At 63.2% G+C, this 18,504-nt stretch carries 20 protein-coding genes and 2 tRNA genes; 15 read left to right on the forward strand and 7 right to left on the reverse strand.

Going from position 1 to position 18,504, the window contains the following annotated elements:
* The first annotated feature begins 164 nt into the window (after window positions 1-164).
* The 7 genes from FME97_RS10265 (at window position 165) to FME97_RS10295 (ending at window position 6,993) form a co-directional block, all read left to right on the forward strand.
* Window positions 165-500 carry a hypothetical protein gene (locus FME97_RS10265; RefSeq protein WP_141429545.1) on the forward strand — a complete coding sequence of 112 codons (336 nt, stop codon included), beginning with the start codon at window positions 165-167 and terminating at the stop codon, window positions 498-500.
* An 8-nt stretch (window positions 501-508) separates the two neighbouring features.
* Window positions 509-1,129, forward strand: a complete 621-nt coding sequence (locus FME97_RS10270) for a leucine-rich repeat domain-containing protein (protein WP_141429546.1) — start codon at window positions 509-511, stop codon at window positions 1,127-1,129.
* A gap of 153 nt (window positions 1,130-1,282) precedes the next feature.
* Window positions 1,283-2,548: an adenylosuccinate synthase gene (locus FME97_RS10275; RefSeq protein WP_141429547.1), complete on the forward strand. Its 1,266-nt coding sequence runs from the start codon at window positions 1,283-1,285 to the stop codon at window positions 2,546-2,548.
* A 21-nt stretch (window positions 2,549-2,569) separates the two neighbouring features.
* A complete protein-coding gene (locus FME97_RS10280) occupies window positions 2,570-3,448 on the forward strand; it encodes an electron transfer flavoprotein subunit beta/FixA family protein (protein WP_141429548.1) in 879 nt (292 codons plus the stop codon).
* A gap of 12 nt (window positions 3,449-3,460) precedes the next feature.
* A complete protein-coding gene (locus FME97_RS10285) occupies window positions 3,461-4,480 on the forward strand; it encodes an electron transfer flavoprotein subunit alpha/FixB family protein (RefSeq protein WP_141429549.1) in 1,020 nt (339 codons plus the stop codon).
* A complete protein-coding gene (locus tag FME97_RS10290) occupies window positions 4,480-6,204 on the forward strand; it encodes an acyl-CoA dehydrogenase family protein (protein ID WP_141429550.1) in 1,725 nt (574 codons plus the stop codon). The genes FME97_RS10285 and FME97_RS10290 overlap by 1 nt, the downstream gene beginning before the upstream one ends.
* Before the next feature lie 243 nt (window positions 6,205-6,447).
* On the forward strand, window positions 6,448-6,993 hold the full coding sequence (locus FME97_RS10295) for an outer membrane beta-barrel protein (RefSeq protein ID WP_141429551.1): 546 nt from the start codon (window positions 6,448-6,450) through the stop codon (window positions 6,991-6,993).
* A 352-nt stretch (window positions 6,994-7,345) separates the two neighbouring features.
* Here FME97_RS10295 and glsA read toward each other — a convergent pair whose 3' ends face one another.
* A complete protein-coding gene (gene glsA, locus FME97_RS10300; RefSeq protein WP_141429552.1) occupies window positions 7,346-8,332 on the reverse strand; it encodes a glutaminase A in 987 nt (328 codons plus the stop codon).
* Window positions 8,333-8,360: 28 nt separating this feature from the next.
* Window positions 8,361-9,920, reverse strand: a complete 1,560-nt coding sequence (gene gadC / locus FME97_RS10305) for a putative glutamine/gamma-aminobutyrate antiporter GadC (protein ID WP_232522872.1) — start codon at window positions 9,918-9,920, stop codon at window positions 8,361-8,363.
* 138 nt (window positions 9,921-10,058) lie between these two features.
* On the opposite strand from gadC, the gene FME97_RS10310 reads away from it, so the two are divergent.
* The 3 genes from FME97_RS10310 (at window position 10,059) to FME97_RS10320 (ending at window position 12,626) form a co-directional block, all read left to right on the forward strand.
* A complete protein-coding gene (locus FME97_RS10310; RefSeq protein ID WP_141429553.1) occupies window positions 10,059-10,991 on the forward strand; it encodes a DUF5106 domain-containing protein in 933 nt (310 codons plus the stop codon).
* A gap of 220 nt (window positions 10,992-11,211) precedes the next feature.
* A complete protein-coding gene (locus FME97_RS10315; protein ID WP_141429554.1) occupies window positions 11,212-11,766 on the forward strand; it encodes an NADH peroxidase in 555 nt (184 codons plus the stop codon).
* Window positions 11,767-11,900: 134 nt separating this feature from the next.
* Window positions 11,901-12,626 carry a DUF5036 family protein gene (locus tag FME97_RS10320; protein ID WP_141429555.1) on the forward strand — a complete coding sequence of 242 codons (726 nt, stop codon included), beginning with the start codon at window positions 11,901-11,903 and terminating at the stop codon, window positions 12,624-12,626.
* Window positions 12,627-12,697: 71 nt separating this feature from the next.
* On the opposite strand, the gene FME97_RS10325 is transcribed toward FME97_RS10320, so the two are convergent.
* Both FME97_RS10325 and FME97_RS10330 read right to left on the reverse strand, forming a co-directional pair.
* Window positions 12,698-13,033 carry a hypothetical protein gene (locus FME97_RS10325; RefSeq protein WP_141429556.1) on the reverse strand — a complete coding sequence of 112 codons (336 nt, stop codon included), beginning with the start codon at window positions 13,031-13,033 and terminating at the stop codon, window positions 12,698-12,700.
* A 14-nt stretch (window positions 13,034-13,047) separates the two neighbouring features.
* Window positions 13,048-13,269, reverse strand: coding sequence for a YtxH domain-containing protein (locus FME97_RS10330; protein WP_141429557.1), 222 nt, complete (start codon window positions 13,267-13,269; stop codon window positions 13,048-13,050).
* A 65-nt stretch (window positions 13,270-13,334) separates the two neighbouring features.
* On the opposite strand from FME97_RS10330, the gene FME97_RS10335 reads away from it, so the two are divergent.
* Window positions 13,335-13,847, forward strand: coding sequence for an SLOG family protein (locus FME97_RS10335; protein ID WP_141429558.1), 513 nt, complete (start codon window positions 13,335-13,337; stop codon window positions 13,845-13,847).
* Window positions 13,848-13,935: 88 nt separating this feature from the next.
* Here the strand turns inward: FME97_RS10335 and FME97_RS10340 are convergent, their stop codons facing one another.
* Window positions 13,936-15,171: a 6-phosphofructokinase gene (locus tag FME97_RS10340; RefSeq protein ID WP_141429559.1), complete on the reverse strand. Its 1,236-nt coding sequence runs from the start codon at window positions 15,169-15,171 to the stop codon at window positions 13,936-13,938.
* A 142-nt stretch (window positions 15,172-15,313) separates the two neighbouring features.
* A complete protein-coding gene (locus FME97_RS10345; RefSeq protein WP_141429560.1) occupies window positions 15,314-15,514 on the reverse strand; it encodes a cold-shock protein in 201 nt (66 codons plus the stop codon).
* A 275-nt stretch (window positions 15,515-15,789) separates the two neighbouring features.
* Here FME97_RS10345 and FME97_RS10350 point away from each other — a divergent pair, with 275 nt between their 5' ends.
* The 4 genes from FME97_RS10350 (at window position 15,790) to FME97_RS10365 (ending at window position 17,629) form a co-directional block, all read left to right on the forward strand.
* Window positions 15,790-16,113, forward strand: a complete 324-nt coding sequence (locus tag FME97_RS10350; protein ID WP_141429561.1) for a hypothetical protein — start codon at window positions 15,790-15,792, stop codon at window positions 16,111-16,113.
* Window positions 16,114-16,115: 2 nt separating this feature from the next.
* Window positions 16,116-17,189, forward strand: a complete 1,074-nt coding sequence (locus tag FME97_RS10355) for a TIGR04133 family radical SAM/SPASM protein (RefSeq protein WP_141430018.1) — start codon at window positions 16,116-16,118, stop codon at window positions 17,187-17,189.
* A gap of 186 nt (window positions 17,190-17,375) precedes the next feature.
* Window positions 17,376-17,450: transfer RNA gene (locus FME97_RS10360), tRNA-Pro, on the forward strand.
* Window positions 17,451-17,554: 104 nt separating this feature from the next.
* Window positions 17,555-17,629, forward strand: a tRNA-Pro gene (locus tag FME97_RS10365).
* Window positions 17,630-17,710: 81 nt separating this feature from the next.
* Here the strand turns inward: FME97_RS10365 and FME97_RS10370 are convergent.
* Complete coding sequence (locus tag FME97_RS10370; protein WP_141429562.1) at window positions 17,711-18,340, reverse strand: HAD family hydrolase; 630 nt, start codon at window positions 18,338-18,340, stop codon at window positions 17,711-17,713.
* Window positions 18,341-18,504: the final 164 nt, after the last annotated feature.

The following is an 18,504-nucleotide window of genomic DNA, read 5'->3' on the forward strand; positions in this document are numbered from 1 at the left end:
GTACGGGCGCGGCGTTGCGATCGTGCGAATATAACCTGCGTAAAGGTACGCAATTTGTCCGTAAGATGGGGCGAAAACAAAAAAAATGCAATAAAAAAATTGCGGATGCGGTGCGATATGCAAATTTTGCTTATAATTGCAGAAAATTTCGAAGCACTATCAGTATGGCTAAACAGAATACGGCGAAGAAACATATCGTAACGAGTTTTCACAATTTGAGTGCTGAACTGCAGGATGCGGTCAAGGAGAAGTATCCCCTGGGATTCACCGACGCGATGATGCGGGTGGACAAACCCAACGGAGACTTTTTTTATGCCGTTCCGTTCGAAACGGACGAGGTGTCCTATCTGGTGAAGATCGACGTGAAGATCGACGACCACTCGCAGGACGACGACGACAAGGACTTCTACGACGACGACATCAAGGGGGCGGACGACCTCCAGGGCGAGGACGACGGGGCCGAAAGCGCCGACCGCTCCGACGACGACGTGGACATCTGACGACGGCCATGAAACGCCTGCTCCCCGCACTCGTCCTGGTGTCGGTCACGGCCTGCGGCCTGGCCGACGACGAGCGCGACGAGGAGAACAAATACATCTATCCGACTTTTTCCGACAAGACCTTCGAGGCCTACTGCCTCGGGGAGTTCGATCTCGACGGCAACGGGCGCATCTCGCGTTACGAGGCGCAGCGCGTCGTGCGGATCGACTGCTCCGGGCGGGGCATCGCGTCGCTGGCGGACGTGGCCGAATTCGCCAATCTGCGGGAGCTGGACTGCCGCGGCAACGACCTCGTGCGGCTGGACGTGAGCGCCCTCGCGCGGCTCGAACGGCTCGACTGTTCGGAGAACCGCCTCGCGTCGCTCGACGTCGAGGGGCTGCGCGCGCTCGTATCGCTCGACTGCGGAGGCAACCCGCTGCGGCAGCTGAACCTCTCGACCAACGCCTCGCTCACGCGTTTCGGCGGTCGCGGCTGCGGCTTCGGAACGCTCGACCTCTCGCAGTGCGCCCGCTGGATGGAGCTGGCCGACGTGCGCGGCTGTCCGTCGCTCGCGCTCCTGTACGTGGCGTCCGGGCAGCGGTTCGGCGCGCTGCGGTTCGACGGGCCGACGAAGGTGGTCGAACGGTAGGGCCGTGCGGCGGTATGCGCACGGCGGCTTTCCCGCAGGACGCTGCTTTAACATTTTGTTGAAAAGTCCCCGTGTCCGATGCGGCTTTTCGGAGAATATTTCGTACCTTTGGATGCAAAAAATGTCTTTTGCACTAAACTTTTACCGGTTACAATGAAAAAAGTAGACGTAATCCTCGGCCTGCAATGGGGGGACGAGGGCAAGGGAAAGGTCGTGGATGTGCTGACGCCCCGTTACGAGGTGGTGGCCCGGTTCCAGGGCGGTCCCAATGCCGGTCACACGTTGGAGTTCGGCGGTGAGAAATATGTTCTGCGTTCGATCCCTTCCGGCATTTTTCAGGGCGGAAAGACCAATGTCATCGGCAACGGCGTGGTGATCGACGCCATCCTGTTCCGCGAGGAGGCCGAGGCGCTCGCAGCCAGCGGGCACGACCTGACGCGGCAGCTGGCCATCTCGAAGAAGGCCCATCTGATCCTGCCCACGCACCGGATGCTCGATGCGGCCTACGAAGCCGCGAAGGGCAGCGCGCGGATCGGTACGACGGGCAAGGGCATCGGCCCGACCTATACGGACAAGGTGAGCCGCAACGGCATGCGCGTCGGCGACCTGCTGAGCCCCGATTTCCGGGAGATCTACGCGAAGGCCAAGGCCCGCCACGAGCGGATTCTCCGCGATCTGGATTACCGGTACGACATCGCGGAGCTGGAGGCCCGGTGGTTCGAGGCCGTGGAATACCTCAGGCGGTTCCGCATCATCGACAGCGAATATTTCATCAACGGCTGCCTCGCGCAGGAGAAGTCGGTGCTGGCCGAAGGGGCGCAGGGCACGCTGCTCGACGTGGACTTCGGGTCGTATCCCTTCGTCACGTCGTCGAACACCGTGACGGCGGGCGTCTGCACCGGTCTGGGCGTGGCCCCGAACCGCATCGGCGAGGTGTACGGCATCTTCAAGGCCTACTGCACGCGCGTCGGCAGCGGTCCGTTCCCCACGGAGCTCTTCGACGAGACGGGCGAGCGGCTGTGCCGGCTCGGCCACGAGTTCGGCGCCGTCACGGGACGCAAGCGCCGCTGCGGGTGGCTGGACCTGGTGGCGCTCAGGTACGCCATCATGGTCGATGGCGTGACGCAGCTCATCATGATGAAGTCGGACGTGATGAATGACTTCGAGACGATCCGCGTGGCCACGGCCTACGAAATCGACGGACGGTGTACGACGGAGTTCCCCTATACGATTTCGGAGGGCGTGAAGCCCATCTACACCGACTTCGAGGGGTGGCGGTGCGATCTGCGGGCCTGCCGCCGTTACGAGGATTTCCCCGAGGCGTTCCGCCGCTACGTGGAGTTCATCGAACGCGAGACGGGCGTGCCCGTGAAAATCATCTCCGTGGGTCCCGACCGCGGCGAGACGATCGAAAGATAGTTCAATACCTAAATAACTGCTATGAAAAAACCGTTGAAAATTGTCGTATTGGCCAAGCAGGTGCCCGACACCCGCAATGTGGGCAAGGATGCGATGACGCCCGAAGGGACGGTCAATCGCGCGGCGCTGCCGGCCATCTTCAATCCCGAGGACCTCAATGCGCTGGAGGCCGCTCTGCGGCTCAAGGACGCCGTCGAGGGGGCCACGGTACATATTCTGACGATGGGGCCGCAGCGCGCCGCCGACATCATCCGCGACGCGATGTTCCGCGGCGCCGACGGAGGCTATCTGCTCTCGGACCGCAAGTTCGCCGGTTCGGACACGCTGGCCACCTCCTACGCCCTCTCGTGCGCGCTGCGCCGGATCGCCCCCGACCTGATCGTTGCGGGCCGTCAGGCCATCGACGGCGACACGGCGCAGGTGGGTCCGCAGGTGGCCGAGAAGCTCGGCCTTCCGCAGGTGACCTATGCCGAGGAGGTGCTCGAGATCCGCGAAGGGTCGCTGGTCGTGAAACGCCGGCTGGAGCACGGCGTCGAGACGGTCGAGTGTCCGCTGCCCGCCGTGGTGACGGTCAATGCCTCGGCCGCCGAGTGCCGTCCGCGCAACGCCAAACGTGTGATGAAGTACAAGTATGCGCTGGCCGGATCGGAGATCGCCGCGGCCGCCGGATCGCCCGCTGCGGAGCGCGCCGCCGCGACGCCCTACCTGCAGATCGTGGAGTGGGCGGCCGCCGACGTCGATCCCGACGAGACGCAGCTCGGCCTGCAGGGTTCGCCCACGAAGGTCAAGAAGATCGAAAACGTGGTGTTCGCCGCCAAGGAGGCCAAGCGCCTCACGGCCGCCGACGCCGAGATCGAATCACTGATGGTTGAACTTATCGCGAGCCACACGCTCGGTTAAAGCGCTTTAGAGATGAACAACGTATTCGTATATATCGAGATGGAGGGCGGCCGGATCGCCGACGTGAGTCTCGAACTGCTGACCAAAGGCCGCGAGCTGGCCGCCGCGCTCGGCGTGAAGACCGAAGCCGTGGCGCTGGGCGAGTCGCTCGACGGTATCGAAAAGGAGCTGGCCCGCTACGGCGCCGACACGGTGTGGGTGGCCGACGACAAGATTTTCAATCCCTTCCGCACGCTGCCCCACACGGCCGTGATGTGCGGGCTGATCGAGCAGGAAAAGCCCCAGATCGCGCTGTTCGGTGCGACACCCGTGGGCCGCGACTTCGCGCCGCGCGTTTCGTCGGCGCTGCACAGCGGCCTCACGGCCGACTGCACGCAGCTCGAGATCGGCGACCACAAGGACGCCAAGACGGGCCGGGAGTACAAGGACCTGCTGTATCAGATCCGTCCGGCGTTCGGCGGCAACATCATCGCCACGATCGTCAATCCCGACCACCGGCCGCAGATGGCCACCGTCCGCGAGGGCGTGATGCGCAAGGAGTACGCCGCCGTGCCTGCCGCCGGGGAGGTGAAGCGGATCGACTGGCAGCGCTTCGTGAAGGATACGGACCTGGCGGTGCGGATCATCGACCGCCAGATCGAGGAGCGCCGGATCGACATCAAGGGCGCCCCGATCATCGTGGCCGGAGGCTACGGCATGGGATCGAAGGAGAACTTCCGCCTCGTGCACGAACTGGCTGACGTGCTGGGCGCCGAGGTGGGCGCCAGCCGTGCGGCGGTCGATGCGGGTTTCACGGAGCACGCGCGCCAGGTCGGCCAGACGGGCGTCACGGTGCGTCCGAAACTCTACATCGCCTGCGGCATTTCGGGCCAGATTCAGCACACGGCCGGCATGGACCAGTCGTCGATGATCATTTCGATCAACACCGATCCCGACGCGCCGATCGCCAGGATCGCCGACTACGCCATCACGGGCGACGTGAACGAGGTGATTCCCAAGATGATCAAGTACTACAAGCAAAACTCGAAGTAATGGCTAATTTCTTTTCAGATAACAAGGATTTGCAGTTCCACCTGGGGCATCCGATGATGCGCAGGATCGTGGAGCTGAAGGAGCGCGGCTTCGTGGAGAAGGACCTCTACGACTACGCGCCGCAGGATTTCGACGACGCGATGGACAGCTACCGCCGCGTGCTGGAGATCGCCGGAGAGGTGTGCGGCGACGTGATCGCCCCGAATGCCGAGGAGGTGGATCACGAAGGCCCGCGCGTGGTGAACGACCACGTGGAGTACGCCTCGGGCACGGTGCGCAACATGAAGGCGATCGTCGATGCCGGACTGAGCGGTCTGACGCTTCCGCGCAAGTACGACGGTCTGAATTTCCCGCTCGTCTGCTTCGTCATGGCCAACGAGATGGTGGCCCGGGCCGATGCCGGCTTCGAGAATATCTGGGGCTTGCAGGACTGTGCCGAGACGCTCAACGAGTTCGCCTCGGAGGAGATCAAGCAGAAGTTCCTGCCGTGGGTGTCGGCCGGCGCGACGTGCGCCATGGACCTCACGGAGCCGGACGCCGGTTCGGACCTGGGGGCCGTGATGCTCAAGGCCACGTGGTCCGAGGAGCGGCAGACGTGGCTGCTCAACGGCGTGAAGCGTTTCATCACCAACGGCGACGGCGACGTGTCGCTCGTGCTGGCGCGCACCGAGGAGGGTACGACCGACGCGCGCGGCCTGTCGATGCTCGTTTACGACAAGCGCGACGGCGGGGTGAAGGTGCGCCGTATCGAGAACAAGCTGGGCATCAAGGGATCGCCGACGTGCGAGCTGGTCTTCACGAACGCCCCCGCGCAACTCGTGGGCGACCGCAAGATGGGGCTTATCAAATACGTGATGTCGCTGATGAACGCCGCCCGTCTGGGCATCGGCGCGCAGTCGGTGGGCTTGTGCGAGGCCGCCTACCGCGAGGCGCTCAAGTATGCGCAGGAGCGCGAGCAGTTCGGCAAGCCGATCATCCGCTTCGCCGCCGTTTCGGAGATGCTCTCGAACATGAAGGCCAAGTTGCAGGGCGCCCGTGCGCTGCTGTACGAGACGACGCGCTTCGTGGAGATCTACAAGCAGTACACGCACATTTCGCACGAGCGTTCGCTGGAGCCGGAGGAGCGTCAGGAGATGAAGTTCTACAACCGGCTGGCGGACGGTTTCACGCCCCTCGTGAAACTCTTTTCGTCGGAATACGCCAACCAGCTGGCCTACGACGCCGTTCAGATTCACGGCGGTTCGGGCTTCATGAAGGATTACCCCTGCGAGCGGCTCTACCGCGACGCCCGCATCATGAATATCTACGAGGGAACCTCGCAGTTGCAGGTCGTGGCGGCCATCAACGCCGTGACGAAGGGGACGTTCATGGAGCAGATCGAGCGCTACGCCGCCGGGGAGTATGCGGAGACGATGCGGCCGGTCGTGGCCAAGCTCAGGGAGCTGACGGTGAAATTTTCGGAGATGGTGGCCCGCGTCGAGGCCGGCGACAAGGAGTGCGCCGGGTTCAAGGACTTCCATGCCCGCCGTCTGGTGGAGACCGCCGGACATATCATCATCTCTTATCTGCTGGCACGTCAGGCCGGGGAGTCGGAGGAGTACGCCCCGTCGGCACGCATCTTCTCGAAGCTGGCCGAGGGCAAGATCGCCGAAGCCTATACCTATGTGATGAACTCCCCGACGGAGGACGTCGGGCTGTTCCGCGACGTGGAGCGGCAGGAGTAGCGCGCAGCGCTCGTGTCCCGCATCGAAAGGAGCGTTCGGGGGTTGTTTCCCGGACGCTCCTTTTTTTCGCGCGGCGGGGCCCGGCCGGAACGGAGGATTTGACGCCGTATGGATTTTTGCTATATTTGTCTCCGGATAACCCCCTGCCGGGCCGGCGGCGGGCGTGCGGACCGGGCGAATCCGGCGCGGCGTCGGGCCTGCACGGCCTTTGCAGGGGAACGTATTGACAATAAATGGATTGGTATGAAGAGAATTTTGCTTCTGGCAGCCGTCGCGCTGCTTTCCGCACCGCTTTGCGTGCAGGCGCAACGCAGTGAAATCACCGTATCGTACGGCTATGCGCCCACGTCGAACTGGAGCGATTCGTTCAGTGCGATCAAGGATCTGGTATCGGACGCGAAGACCGACATCTCGGGCTGGGGAGCCGTGACCGTGGGGTACAACCTCCGCCTGCTGGGGCCGCTGAGCATCGGCGCGCAGGTGGTCTGCTCGACCAACGAGCAGAAGATCAAGGGCACGAACACCGAGATCAGGAACCGCTACTGGGCCGTCATGCCCAATGTGAAGTGGACGTGGCTCAACCTGAAGATCGTGTCGCTCTACTCCCGGGCGGCCGTCGGAGCCGTCTTCTCCGAGGCGGAATCCGGCGGCGAGAGCGAGCATGCGACCCGCTTCGCCTATCAGGTGTCGCCCGTGGGCGTCACTGTCGGCGGGCGCCTCGCGGCCTATGCCGAAGCGGGCGTCGGTGCCTCGGGTTCGCTCCTCGTCGGTCTGCGTTACAGTTTCTGACGACGGCCGCGGCCGGGGGTATCGGCGGACGGATTCCGCCTACGGAGAGGACGGGCGGATCGTTCCGGAGCATGCCGGCGGCTTTTCCCGGGAAGCGCGTCCGGAGGCCGGTGCGCGGAGTTATCGCCCCGGCGGATGCCGGGAGATTCCGGCGAACCTCCGGAGATAAGATCACCCCTGTCGGAACTTGTTCCGGCAGGGGTGAAGTCGTAAGAAAGCGGGGTTGCCGGGCGGCTTTTCGGGGACATGCCGACCGTTCCGCCGTCTTTTGGACGGCTGCTCGGTGTCCAGTCCGCACGAAAGAGTCGCGTCTTTTGGGCGGCCGTTCCGGTGTCCCGTCTGTCCGGAGGAGCTACGCCTGCGGGGCGGGTTCCGGTTCGGCCATGACGCAGCGCGTCGTACCGAAGACGCCGAGGTTGAGGCGTCCGGCGATGTAGGCCAGCGCCCGCTGCGCCTTGACCGAATTGCCGGCTTCGTCGAGCGGCGGGGCGAAGGCCGCGAGGCCCATCACGCCGGGCACGACTCCCATGATGCCGCCGCCGACCCCCGTTTTGGCCGGAAGGCCCGTCGTGAAGAGCCAGTCGCCCGTGTGTTCGTAAAATCCGACCGTGGCCATCATCGACGTGATCTTCGGCGCCAGCCCGGGTTTGAAGACCTCCTTGCGGGTCAGGGGATTCACGCCCCCGGAGGCGATCGTGGCGGCCATGACGGCCAGTTGGCGGGCCGTCACGCCGAGCGAGCATTGCCGCGTGTAGAGGTCGAGCGACAGCTCCGGATCGTCGTAGATGCGGGCATAGTTTTTCAGCAGCCAGGCGATCGACTTGTTGTTGAAGTTGGTCGCCGTCTCCGACCGGTAGAGTTCGTCTATCACTTCGACCTCCGAGCCCGTCAGATCGGCGATGAACGAGACGATGGCCCGCCACTTGCCGTCGGCGTCGCCCGTGGGGCGGATCATCGAGCAGGCCGAGATGGCTCCGGCGTTCACGAGCGGGGTTGAGGGATGCTCCTTTTCGAGCAGCAGCGCCATGATCGAGTTGAAGGGCAGCCCCGTGGCGTCGGCGCCGATCCGGTCGAGGATCTCCTTCGCTCCGTACTGGTCCATGGCGAGAATCGCCGTGGGGACCTTCGACACCGATTCGATGCCGAAGACGTAGTCCGTGTCGCCGACCGCCACGACGTCGCCGTCGGGCAGACAGGCCGCGATGCCGAAGAGCGTCGAAGGCACGCCGGCCAGGTAGGGGATGTAGTCGGCGTTCTTGCCGCCCTGCTCCTCCTTGCAGCGGTCGTAGGCGGCTTCGACGGCCGCCCGGACCGTTTGTTTGTCGATTTTCTGAATCATGATGGTAAGGTTTTGCGGATGTCTGATGTTATTCGCCTTCGTTCGATTTTCGCGCGGATTTTGCCGCTGCCGCGGGTTTCGCCGCTGCCGCGGGTTTCGCCGCTGCATCTGCTGCGGTTTCGGTCCGTTCCCAATGGAAGGGGGCGAAGTCGGCGGCGGCCTGCGGGTCGCGCCACGAAGGCTTGCGCAGGGCGTAGATCACGAAGGGGGCGCCCACGACCGCCAGACAGCCGATGACGAGCACCGAATACCAGACCGTGTTGCTGCCTGTGGCGATCTGTCCGGGAGGCACGAAGCTCAGAACGAAGGCCAGCAGCGCCCCGCAGAAGCCCAGGCAGCCGAGCAGCCACATGAGGCCGTTGCCTTTGCCGAGCCGGAAGGGGCGGGGCGCGGACTTCATCTTGTAGCGCAGCACGATCGCTGCCGAGAACATGAGCATATACATGATAAGGTAGAGCAGTACGGTGAGCTGCGAGAGAATCTGATAGAACGACTGCACGGAGGGCATCACCACGAAGAGCAGTGCGAGCAGCGTCACGACACCTCCCTGCACGAGGAGAATGTTGCGCTGCACGCCGTTGCGGTTGGTCTTCTGGAAGAACGGAGGCAGGTAGCCCGCCTTGCCGACGGTGAAGATGCCCTTCGAGGGGCCCGAGACCCAGGTCAGCACACCGGCCAGCACGCCGAACATGAGCGCCACGGCGATCACGGGCGAAGCCCACGAAAGATGCAGGTAGCTGAAGTAGTTGTCGAAGCCGATGAGCAGCGATTGCGTGAGGCTGATGTCCCCCGCCGGGATGATGAACCCCAGCGCGAAGGTTCCCAGAACGAAGATGCAGACCGTGACGAGCGAGCCGATGATGATGGCCCGGGGGTAGTTGCGGCCCGGGTTTTTGACGTCCATGACGTGTATGCCCATCATCTCCATGCCGGCGTAGAAGAGGAAGATGCTGCTGGCGAGCACCAGGTTGTCGAATTTCGAGAGATCGGGGAAGAAACCCTGCGAAAGGTCCATGTGGTTGTGGCCTCCGGTGGCCAGGTAGATCGCGCCCAGTACGATGAGCAGTCCGGCGGGGATGATCGTGCCGATCATGCCGCCCCATTTGCTGATCTTGCCGACCCAGTCCAGTCCCTTGAGCGCAATGAAGGTGGCGACCCAGTAGATGACCAGCACCACGACGAGCGTGAAGGCCTTGTTCGAGGCCAGCGTCATGTCATGCGCCTCGTTCATGCCGATGAAGGCGATCGACACGGCTCCGAAGGTCAGGACGGTGGGATACCAGATCGTCGATTCGATCCATTGCAGCCAGATGGCCAGAAAACCCGTGCGCGCTCCGTAGGCCTCGCCGACCCAGCGGAACACGCCGCCCTGCTTGTCGGAGAACATGGCGGCCAGCTCGGCGGCGACCATGGCCGTCGGAATGAGGAACACGATGGCTGCGAACAGGTAATAGAAGGCCGAGGATAGGCCATAGACCGCCTCGGCGGGCAGACCGCGCAGACTGACGACGGCCGTGACGTTCATGATCGCCAGGGTCATGACGCTCAGTTTGAACCCCGTGCTTGTGGTAGTTTTTTTTGCATCCATAATCTGTTGATTGGTTTTGAACGATGCGACGGCTGCAAGGACCGTGCAAAACGGTTCTGCCGTCTTTCCGCGCCGGGACGGAGGATTTGTCGCCGGATTTTCGTATCTTTGTTTCCGACACCCGAATACCGATTCGCTATGCGACGCATTGTGTTGATTCTCGCCGCGGCGTGCTGTCTGGCCGCATGCGGCTCCCGTCCGGTGCGGACGGCCGATGCCGGGACGGAGGCCGCGGACCTGCCGCGCGTTTACCTGCCGCCCGAGCCTCCGGTGCAGCTCACGCCCGAAGGACGGCGCGACTACCTCCGTCTGCACTATTGGGACGGCTTCGACTTCGCCGACACGCTCTTCCTCGCCCGGGCCGATACGTCCGGCATGTTCGAGACCTTCGCGCGGTACGTCATGGTGCTGTCGGACCGTCCGGCGGACCCTGCGCCGATGGACTCGCTCATGCGCCGCGCCGCCGTGTCGCGCCCGATGCTCGACTACTTCTCGATGCTGGCCGACGGGGTGCTGCACGATCCCAATTCGCCGCTGCGCAACGACGAGTTCTACATTCCCGTCCTTCGGGCGCAACTGGCCGCGCCCTGGTACGACGAGTACGAGCGCATCGCGCCGGAGTACGACCTGAGGATGGCGATGCAGAACCGTGTCGGGCAGCGTGCCAACGATTTCCGCTATACGCTCGCTTCGGGAGCCGGAGGAACGCTGTACGGGCTGGAGGCCGAGTACGTGCTGCTCTTCGTCAATAATCCCGGCTGCCCGATGTGCCGCCGGCTGCGCGAGGAGATCGCCTCGTCGCCGATGCTCTCGGAGATGATCGAGCGCGGCCGGCTCCGCGTGCTGGCGCTCTATCCGGACGAGGACCTCGCGGCGTGGCGCGAGTACCGCGAGCGGATGCCGGCCGCGTGGATCAATGCCTACGACCGCGGGTGCGTGATCCGCGAGCAGGGGCTTTACGATTTCCACGCCATCCCGGCGCTCTACCTCTTCGATCGGGACAAGCGCGTGCTGGTGAAGGATTCGACGGACGTGCCCGCGATCGAGGAGGCGATCGACCGCAGGGGATAGCGTCTGCGGCGGATTCAGGGTGCGGAGCGTCTGGGCCGGGGCGGGAAATACGTGCCGCTGCGACGGGGCGGACGGTCCGGGCAGCGGCGGGTATAGGTTCGCCTTATCGGGCCATAAAAAAAGCCGATCGGTTTTGTGCCTCCACTTCGCGGCGAATCGTTACCTTTGCAGTGCGAACACACGCTACACACAAATAGTAACACACAAACATTCTGAAATTATGGCAAAGAAATGGCGTTGTACCGTATGCGGGTACATTCATGAAGGTCCGGAGGCTCCCGAGCAGTGCCCGATGTGCAAGGTCGGCAAGGAGAAATTCGTCGAAGTGGTGGAGCAGGAGGGCGACCTCGACTTCGTGACCGTCCACAAGCTCGGCGACGGCAAGGGCGCGAGCAAGGAGCTGTGGGAAGGATTGCAGAATCACTTCATGGGCGAGTGCACCGAGGTGGGCATGTACCTGGCGATGAGCCGTCAGGCCGACCGCGAGGGCTATCCCGAGATCGCCGAGGCCTACAAGCGTTACGCATGGGAGGAGGCCGAGCACGCTTCGAAGTTCGCCGAGCTGATTGGCGAAGTGGTATGGGACACGAAGACCAACCTCTTCAAGCGCATGAACGCCGAGTGCGGCGCCTGCGAGGACAAGATGCGTCTGGCACGTCTGGCCAAGGAGGAGAACCTCGACGCCGTACACGACACGGTGCACGAGATGGCCAAGGACGAGGCCCGTCACGGCAAGGGTTTCGAGGGGTTGTACAAGCGCTACTTCGGCAAATAATCCGAACCGTAACCGGTTCAGGCAGGAGCGGCTCCCGCAAGGGCGCCGCTCTTTTTTCGTGCCGGAACGGTATGGGTGCGCGATTTTTTCCTATCTTTGGCTCCGGTTACACGAATCCGTAAAAAACGAACGATATGAAACGCTTTCTTTTGCCGCTCGTCTGTGCGGCGCTGGCCTTCGGGATCGCCTCCTGTTCCGACGACGATACGCCGGGCGATCCCGCCGGAACCGTCATGCTCAACATGCTCGACGAGCACAACGGCAGGACGCTGCTGGACGATTCGGACATCTATATCAACGATGCCGGAAACTTCGTCAGCGGGGGCGATTGCTCGCTCTTCATGCTGGGCGAGGCATCGGGGCTGGGGGCAGTCCGGATCGCGTCGCTGAGGAATCCGGTTCCGGAAGCCGCCGTATCGCCGGGACAGGGTTATGCGGCAGTCTGTTCCGCCGCCGCGATGCAGTTCCCGTCGCAGTGCGTGGCGTTGCCGTTGGACGGCAGCGGTGCGAACCTGCTCAAGTTCTACGTTGTTTCGTCCCTGCCCGACGGGGAGAACGGCTCCAAGGGGGTCGTCGTCAAGTTCGTCACGGCGCAGCCGCAGCGGCACGGGCTTCCCGAGTGGGGCGATACGGTGCTGACGATCGAAAATTACGACCACCTCGGGCAGGAGGTGGTCTATACGTTGCCGACCGAGGATTTCGAGTTCGTTCTCGACGGGGAGGGACAGATCGGATGCGAGAAGCGGGGCCGGAAACTGGTCTTCGCGCTGACCGACTGGCCCTATCCGGGGCAGAGATTCGGACTGACGCTGCGCATCGGCGAGAGCTATACGAACGTGTTCGTGGAGTTTCTGAGCTGATGCGGGCCGTCCTTTCGGGACCGGGACGCATGGAAAATCCGGATGCCTGCTGGCATCCGGATTTTTCCGTATCACTCCTTGCGCAGCTCCTCGCGCACGGCGAGAAAGAGTTGCAGCTTTCCGGAGAGCCATTCGTAACCCGTTTTGGCGGCGTGGGCCACGTCGTAGATCGTCTCGACCTGATCCTGTATGCGGTCGATCGGCGCACGCAGCGCCAGCGCATAGATCGCGGCGGCGAGGAGGAAGCAGAGGCCGCTGACGATCAGCGTCGCCGTGACGAGCGACCCGGTGAGCGCCGAGAGCCAGACAACCAGCGTCGTGAGCAGCAGCACGATCCCCGTGGCTGCCGTCAGCGCGAAGGCGAGCAGCGCCACGAGGAACCGTCCTCCGGAGGGTTTGTTTTCCATGAGCGTATGTGCGGCTATTTGCCTTCGGCCTTGCCGCGCACCTCCTCGATCTTTTCTTCCGCCTTTCCCTGGGCTTTCCGGGCGGCGGCTTTCGCCTTGTCGAGTTCGTCGTTGGCGAAGTCCTTGATCTGTCGGCGCAGTTCGGGTCCCGACTGAGGCGTGAGCAGCATGGCCAGCGTGGCTCCGATGACCATGCCGCCCAGCATGGATGCGATGATAGTGGCTGTGTTTTTCATGATGATTGAGTTTTGATACGCCCTTATCGCTTGCAAAGTCCGGGCCAAAGCCCTATCTTTGGGATATGATCGCAGACTCCGGCAGATCGGTCGCCTTCACGGGGCACCGTACGTACGACGGGACTGCGGCGGAGAGCCTCTCCGCCGCAGTGGAGCGGTTGTACGGACGCGGGTTCCGCACGTTTCTTTCGGGAATGGCCGTGGGGTTCGACCTCGCGGCGGCCGAGGCCGTGCTGACGCTGCGTGCGGCGCATCCCGACGTGCGGCTGGTCGCCGTCGTCCCTTTCCGCGGGCAGGAGGAGCGCTTCTCTCCGGCCGACCGGGTGCGTTTCCTCCGTGCGGTCGCCGCGGCCGACGAGGTGGAGGTGCTCGCCGGAGGGTATCGCCGGGGATGTTACGCCGTGCGCAACGATTTCCTGGTCGATCGGGCCGCGCTCGTCGTGGCATGGTACGACGGTTCGCCGGGCGGCACGCGCTACACCCTGCGCCGGGCCCTGGCCCGCGGCCGCGAGGTGTGGAATCTCCACCCTTCGGGCGGCGGCCTTGCGATCCGCCCCGTGCAGCCGGCGCTGTTCTGAGCGTGCGGGGCGGTTCGGGTGCGGGCAAAAAAACACCCGGCAGGTCTCGGAAAGACCCGCCGGGCGTTCGGTGAAATCCGTCGCCGGATTATTTCCAGTTGAGGATCTTGTGGAAGTCGTACTCCTCGGGGTTGGCCACATACTGCTTGGCGGCCTCGTAGTCGGCCGGCGTGACGGCGTTGAGGATGTTCTCCACCACCGAGGTGAACTTGTCCGAGTTGATGTCCACCAGACGGGGCGGAATCTTGCCCGTCGCGGGGTCTTGCAGGTCCTTGAGGTAGAGCGGCGAGACGTTGCCCTCCGAATCCACGTAAACCATGCAGCCCGTCTTGCCCTCGGCGAAGAGCTTGTGCACGCCGATACCCAGCTCCGAGCAGTACGTGAGGTCGTAGGCGATCGGGGTCTGGCAGCGGATTTCGTAGCCCAGCTCCACGGGGCGGCTCTTGACCTTGATGCCCAGCTCCTTGAGCTTCTTCTCGATCATCTCGTTGAAGATGTGCGCCTTCGACACCTTGCCCAGCTCGGGATGTCCGTGCTCGTCGTAGGTGAAGTGCACGCCGCTCTTGCGGATCTCCTCGTCCGACAGCGCGTGGAACACGCCCTCCGAAATGACGGCGGCGCCGTAGTCCATGCCCATGATCTTACGCTTGATGATCGACGAGATGACCAGGTTCACGATCTTCTCGACGGTGATCTCCGTCTTGTCGAACATTTCGGGAATGACGATCATCGGATAGTGGCACGCCTCGCCGATGCCGAATGCCAGGTGGCCGGCCGAACGTCCCATGGCTGCCAGCACGAACCAGTTGCCGCTCGTGCGTGCATCTACATAGACGGCGCGGGCGATGACCGCACCCTTGTCCTTGGCCGACTCGTAGCCGAACGTCGGCGTGCCTTTCGGCAGCGGCAGGTCGTTGTCGATGGTCTTCGGCACGTGGATGTTGGCGATGGGGTATTTCTTCGCCTCGAGGAACTTGGCGATGCGGTTGGCCGTCGAGGCCGTGTCGTCGCCGCCGACCGTCACGAGCAGTTTCACGTTGTTGTCGGTGAAGAACTTGAGGTTGAAGTTGTTCTCGAAATCGGCGTCCGTCGGTTTGAAACGGCTCATCTGCAGGAACGAACCGCCCTGGTTGAAGATGCCGTCGGCCATCGGGTAGTCGATGTCCACGGTGCGGGGCGAGGGGTTGAACAGGCCCGTATAGCCCTCGTGCAGGCCGATTACGCGGTAACCTTTGCGCAGGAACGTCTTGGCGACGCTGCCCACCACGGTATTCATGCCGGGGGCCGGTCCGCCGCCGGTCAGGATTGCGATTGCTTCTTTCATGATTCTGTTCGGTTTATGGTATTTTGTTGAACCTTCCGTTTCGGATTTTGGCCGCCCAAAAATACGACATATTTTTCAAACGGGCAAGAAAAAAGGGGGCTTCCGTCGCCGAAAGCCCCCTCTGAAAATCGGTAATTATAGTTTACTCAACTACAGTTACGTTGATGGCCTGCTCGCCTTTGGCTCCCGAGCCTACCTCGAACTGGACCGACTGACCTTCGTTGAGCGACTTGAAACCATCCGTTGCAATTCCCGAGAAGTGCACGAAAATCTCCTTGCCGTTCTCCGCCGTAATGAATCCGTAGCCTTTCTTGCTATCGAACCATTTTACTTTACCTGTCATAAAAAAAGTGTTAAAAGTGTTAATGTCTGACAAAGTAACGCAAAAAACATTGGCTTTCAAAACTTTTTACCGTTTTTTTTCGGGTCTGCGGGAAAAAAGTTATCTTTGTGGGGGCGGTTCTGTCCGCCGTGTCCGTCCGGTCCGCGTGATGCGTCTCGGGGCGGGATCCGGGCACGGTTCGGCAGATGGCCCGGGAGAGGCGGCCGGAAGCGGCCGGAGCGGAGAGGCCCCCTGTTTCTGGAATCTTAATAAGAACCGAAAATTCGGACAACGATATGAACAGACGAGTGAAATTGGCGATTCTGGCCCTGCTGGGCTTTTCGACGGCCTGCTCGACGGTGAAGGATTCGCCGCGCCGGGACGGGAGGGCGTGCGGGAGCGACGAGGCTCCGGCTCCGGATTCCGTGGAACGGAAGATTCCGCCGCGGATCGTCCTCATGTACGGCGTGCGGCCGCCGCATCCCGTGCAGTCCGTTCCGCGGCAGGACGGCGGGAGCGCCGCTCCGGCGGACAGCGCGGCCGTGCGCAGCGGAGCGCCCGTATCGGCTGTTCCGGCGGAATCCGCCGAATCCGTTGAATCCGCGACGGGAGGACGGTGACGATGCCCGGACGCCGTATCGGGCCGCGTAAACGGCTGGCCCTCGAACTCTTCTCCGGTCTCTATGCGGACAAGGTGCGCGAACACCGCCTCGATACGCTCTTCTGGGAGTGTACGCTGCGGTGCAACCTCGCATGCAGGCATTGCGGGAGCGACTGCCGCACGGATCCCGGCGTGAAGGACATGCCGGCGGAGGATTTCCTGCGGGTGCTGGACGAGGAGGTGACGCCGCACGTCGATCCCGCCGGGGTGCTCGTCATCCTCTCGGGCGGCGAGGTGCTCGTGCGCGACGATCTGGAACGGATCGGTTCGGAGATCGCCCGCCGCGGCTACCCGTGGGGGATGGTGACCAACGGCCTGGCGCTGACGCCGGAACGGCTGCACGGCCTGATTCGTGCCGGGCTGCGGACGATTTCGGTGAGCCTCGACGGATTCGAGCGGGAACACAACCGCATCCGGCGCAATCCGGCGAGTTTCGCCCGGGCGATGGACGCCGTGCGGCATATCGTGCGCGAGCCGGAGTTGGCTTTCGATGTCGTGACCTGCGTCACGGAACCGCTCGTCCCGCAGCTCGAAGCCTTCCGCGACCGGCTCGTCGCCGAGGGGGTGCGCCATTGGCGGCTCTTCTCGATCTTCCCTGCGGGACGCGCCAAAGGCGACGGAACGCTCCGCCTGACCGATGCCGGTTTCCGCACGCTGCTCGACTTCATCCGCCGTACGCGCCGCGAAGGGCGCATCGACGCCAGCTATGCCTGCGAGGGCTTTCTGGGAGGGTACGAGGCGGAGGTGCGCGACCATTTCTACCAATGCGCCGCCGGGGTCTCCGTGGCTTCGGTGCGGGTGGACGGCTCGATTTCGGGCTGCACGTCGATCCGTGCGAATTTCCATCAGGGCAATATCTACCGCGACCGCTTCTGGGAGGTGTGGCAGTCGCGTTTCGAACGCTTCCGCGACCGGGAGTGGATGCGCCGCGGCGTGTGTGCCGGCTGCGGGGTTTTCCGCTTCTGCCGGGGCGGCGGAATGCATTTGCGCGACGACGACGGCGAATTGCTCTGCTGCCATTACAACCGGTTGTGAATGCCCGCTGTGGCGTCGTCCGATCCGCCTCCGGCCTTTCCGATCCGGGCGCGCCGCGCCGCGGCGGTTTTGCCGGACCGCTTGCCGGCGGAGAGAGACGAAAAGCTATTTTTTTGCGAATTTATTTTGTCTTTTCGGATTTTAGGCTTATCTTTGTGCGCTCTTAAAACGATAAGGGCGTTTGTTCGGGGTGTAGCGCAGTCCGGTTAGCGCGCCAGCTTCGGGAGTTGGAGGTCGCTGGTTCGAATCCAGTCTCCCCGACAAATCGGCAGACCGCCCGCAGGGGGTCTGCTTTTTTTATTTGCCGGGCATCGGGCCCGGGGCGGATATTCCGGTATGCCGCCGCGGATGCCGCCCGGACGATTCGGGGTGTAGCGCAGTCCGGTTAGCGCACCTGCTTTGGGAGCAGGGGGTCACAGGTTCGAATCCTGTTACCCCGACTTTACGGAAAAAGCCTTTCAGATTTCTGAAAGGCTTTTTCCGTGTTTCATGCGGTGCGGCGGGCGGCGGGACGTGCCGGTTCAGCTTCGTCCCACCGATTCGAGCAGGTGGCCGAAGTCCTCCTGCGGGGCGGGCATGTAGATCGAGAAGCCGAGCGCCTGTGCCGTATCGACGTTCTTGCTGCCGTCGTCGATGAAGAGCGTTTCGGCGGGTTCCAGACCGCTCGCGGCGATCATTTTCCGGAAAATCGCCTCGGAGGGCTTCAGCTCGTGCATCCGGTAGGAGAGGTAAACGGCGTCGAAATAGTACTCCATGTCGTGCCCGTCGGCCGTGAACATGCGCCGGACGAACTCCATCGAGGCCGGGTTGTTGTTCGAGAGCACGTAGGTCCGGATACCCCGGCGGCGGAGCGCCTCGATCTGGCGGAGTTTCGTGACGGGGATCGTCACCAGAAACTCCCCGTAGGCCCACGCGATCCGTTCGTCCGGGACGTCGGGCGTACCCGAGAGGCGGCGCATCTCCTCGCACGCCTCGTGGAAGGTGATGTCGCCGTGTTCGAGGCGGCCGATCATCTCGGCGGGGTAGTAGGGGTTGATGAGTTCCGCCACGGCGTCCATGCCGAGCGTGCGGAACGCCGCGATGCAGCGATTCAGGTCGAGGTCCACGAGGACGCCCCCGAGGTCGAATACTACGTTTTTGATCTTTTCCATGGTTTCCGGAGCCGGAGCGGTCGGGTCCGGCGGCACAAAGATACGAAATTTTACGTTCCGGCGCTCCGGTCTTTCAGTGCGGACGGTATTCTGCCTGCACAGGACGCATTTTTCCGGCGGGGGCGCATGCGGAAGGCGATGCCCGGAAGGGAGCGGGTGTCTGT

The organism is Alistipes dispar, from assembly GCF_006542685.1.
Taxonomy (GTDB): domain Bacteria; phylum Bacteroidota; class Bacteroidia; order Bacteroidales; family Rikenellaceae; genus Alistipes; species Alistipes dispar.

Bases quoted from the DNA above. Each gene is read 5' to 3' on its own strand.
- FME97_RS10310 (WP_141429553.1), top strand. From the start codon at position 10,059: ATGCGACGCATTGTGTTGATTCTCGCCGCGGCGTGCTGTCTGGCCGCA.
- FME97_RS10285 (WP_141429549.1), top strand. From the start codon at position 3,461: ATGAACAACGTATTCGTATATATCGAGATGGAGGGCGGCCGGATCGCC.
- FME97_RS10295 (WP_141429551.1), top strand. From the start codon at position 6,448: ATGAAGAGAATTTTGCTTCTGGCAGCCGTCGCGCTGCTTTCCGCACCG.
- FME97_RS10265 (WP_141429545.1), top strand. From the start codon at position 165: ATGGCTAAACAGAATACGGCGAAGAAACATATCGTAACGAGTTTTCAC.
- gadC (WP_232522872.1), bottom strand. From the start codon at position 9,920: ATGGATGCAAAAAAAACTACCACAAGCACGGGGTTCAAACTGAGCGTC.
- FME97_RS10280 (WP_141429548.1), top strand. From the start codon at position 2,570: ATGAAAAAACCGTTGAAAATTGTCGTATTGGCCAAGCAGGTGCCCGAC.
- FME97_RS10370 (WP_141429562.1), bottom strand. From the start codon at position 18,340: ATGGAAAAGATCAAAAACGTAGTATTCGACCTCGGGGGCGTCCTCGTG.
- FME97_RS10340 (WP_141429559.1), bottom strand. From the start codon at position 15,171: ATGAAAGAAGCAATCGCAATCCTGACCGGCGGCGGACCGGCCCCCGGC.
- glsA (WP_141429552.1), bottom strand. From the start codon at position 8,332: ATGATTCAGAAAATCGACAAACAAACGGTCCGGGCGGCCGTCGAAGCC.
- FME97_RS10270 (WP_141429546.1), top strand. From the start codon at position 509: ATGAAACGCCTGCTCCCCGCACTCGTCCTGGTGTCGGTCACGGCCTGC.
- FME97_RS10330 (WP_141429557.1), bottom strand. From the start codon at position 13,269: ATGAAAAACACAGCCACTATCATCGCATCCATGCTGGGCGGCATGGTC.
- FME97_RS10345 (WP_141429560.1), bottom strand. From the start codon at position 15,514: ATGACAGGTAAAGTAAAATGGTTCGATAGCAAGAAAGGCTACGGATTC.
- FME97_RS10275 (WP_141429547.1), top strand. From the start codon at position 1,283: ATGAAAAAAGTAGACGTAATCCTCGGCCTGCAATGGGGGGACGAGGGC.
- FME97_RS10290 (WP_141429550.1), top strand. From the start codon at position 4,480: ATGGCTAATTTCTTTTCAGATAACAAGGATTTGCAGTTCCACCTGGGG.
- FME97_RS10350 (WP_141429561.1), top strand. From the start codon at position 15,790: ATGAACAGACGAGTGAAATTGGCGATTCTGGCCCTGCTGGGCTTTTCG.
- FME97_RS10315 (WP_141429554.1), top strand. From the start codon at position 11,212: ATGGCAAAGAAATGGCGTTGTACCGTATGCGGGTACATTCATGAAGGT.
- FME97_RS10320 (WP_141429555.1), top strand. From the start codon at position 11,901: ATGAAACGCTTTCTTTTGCCGCTCGTCTGTGCGGCGCTGGCCTTCGGG.
- FME97_RS10355 (WP_141430018.1), top strand. From the start codon at position 16,116: ATGCCCGGACGCCGTATCGGGCCGCGTAAACGGCTGGCCCTCGAACTC.
- FME97_RS10335 (WP_141429558.1), top strand. From the start codon at position 13,335: ATGATCGCAGACTCCGGCAGATCGGTCGCCTTCACGGGGCACCGTACG.
- FME97_RS10325 (WP_141429556.1), bottom strand. From the start codon at position 13,033: ATGGAAAACAAACCCTCCGGAGGACGGTTCCTCGTGGCGCTGCTCGCC.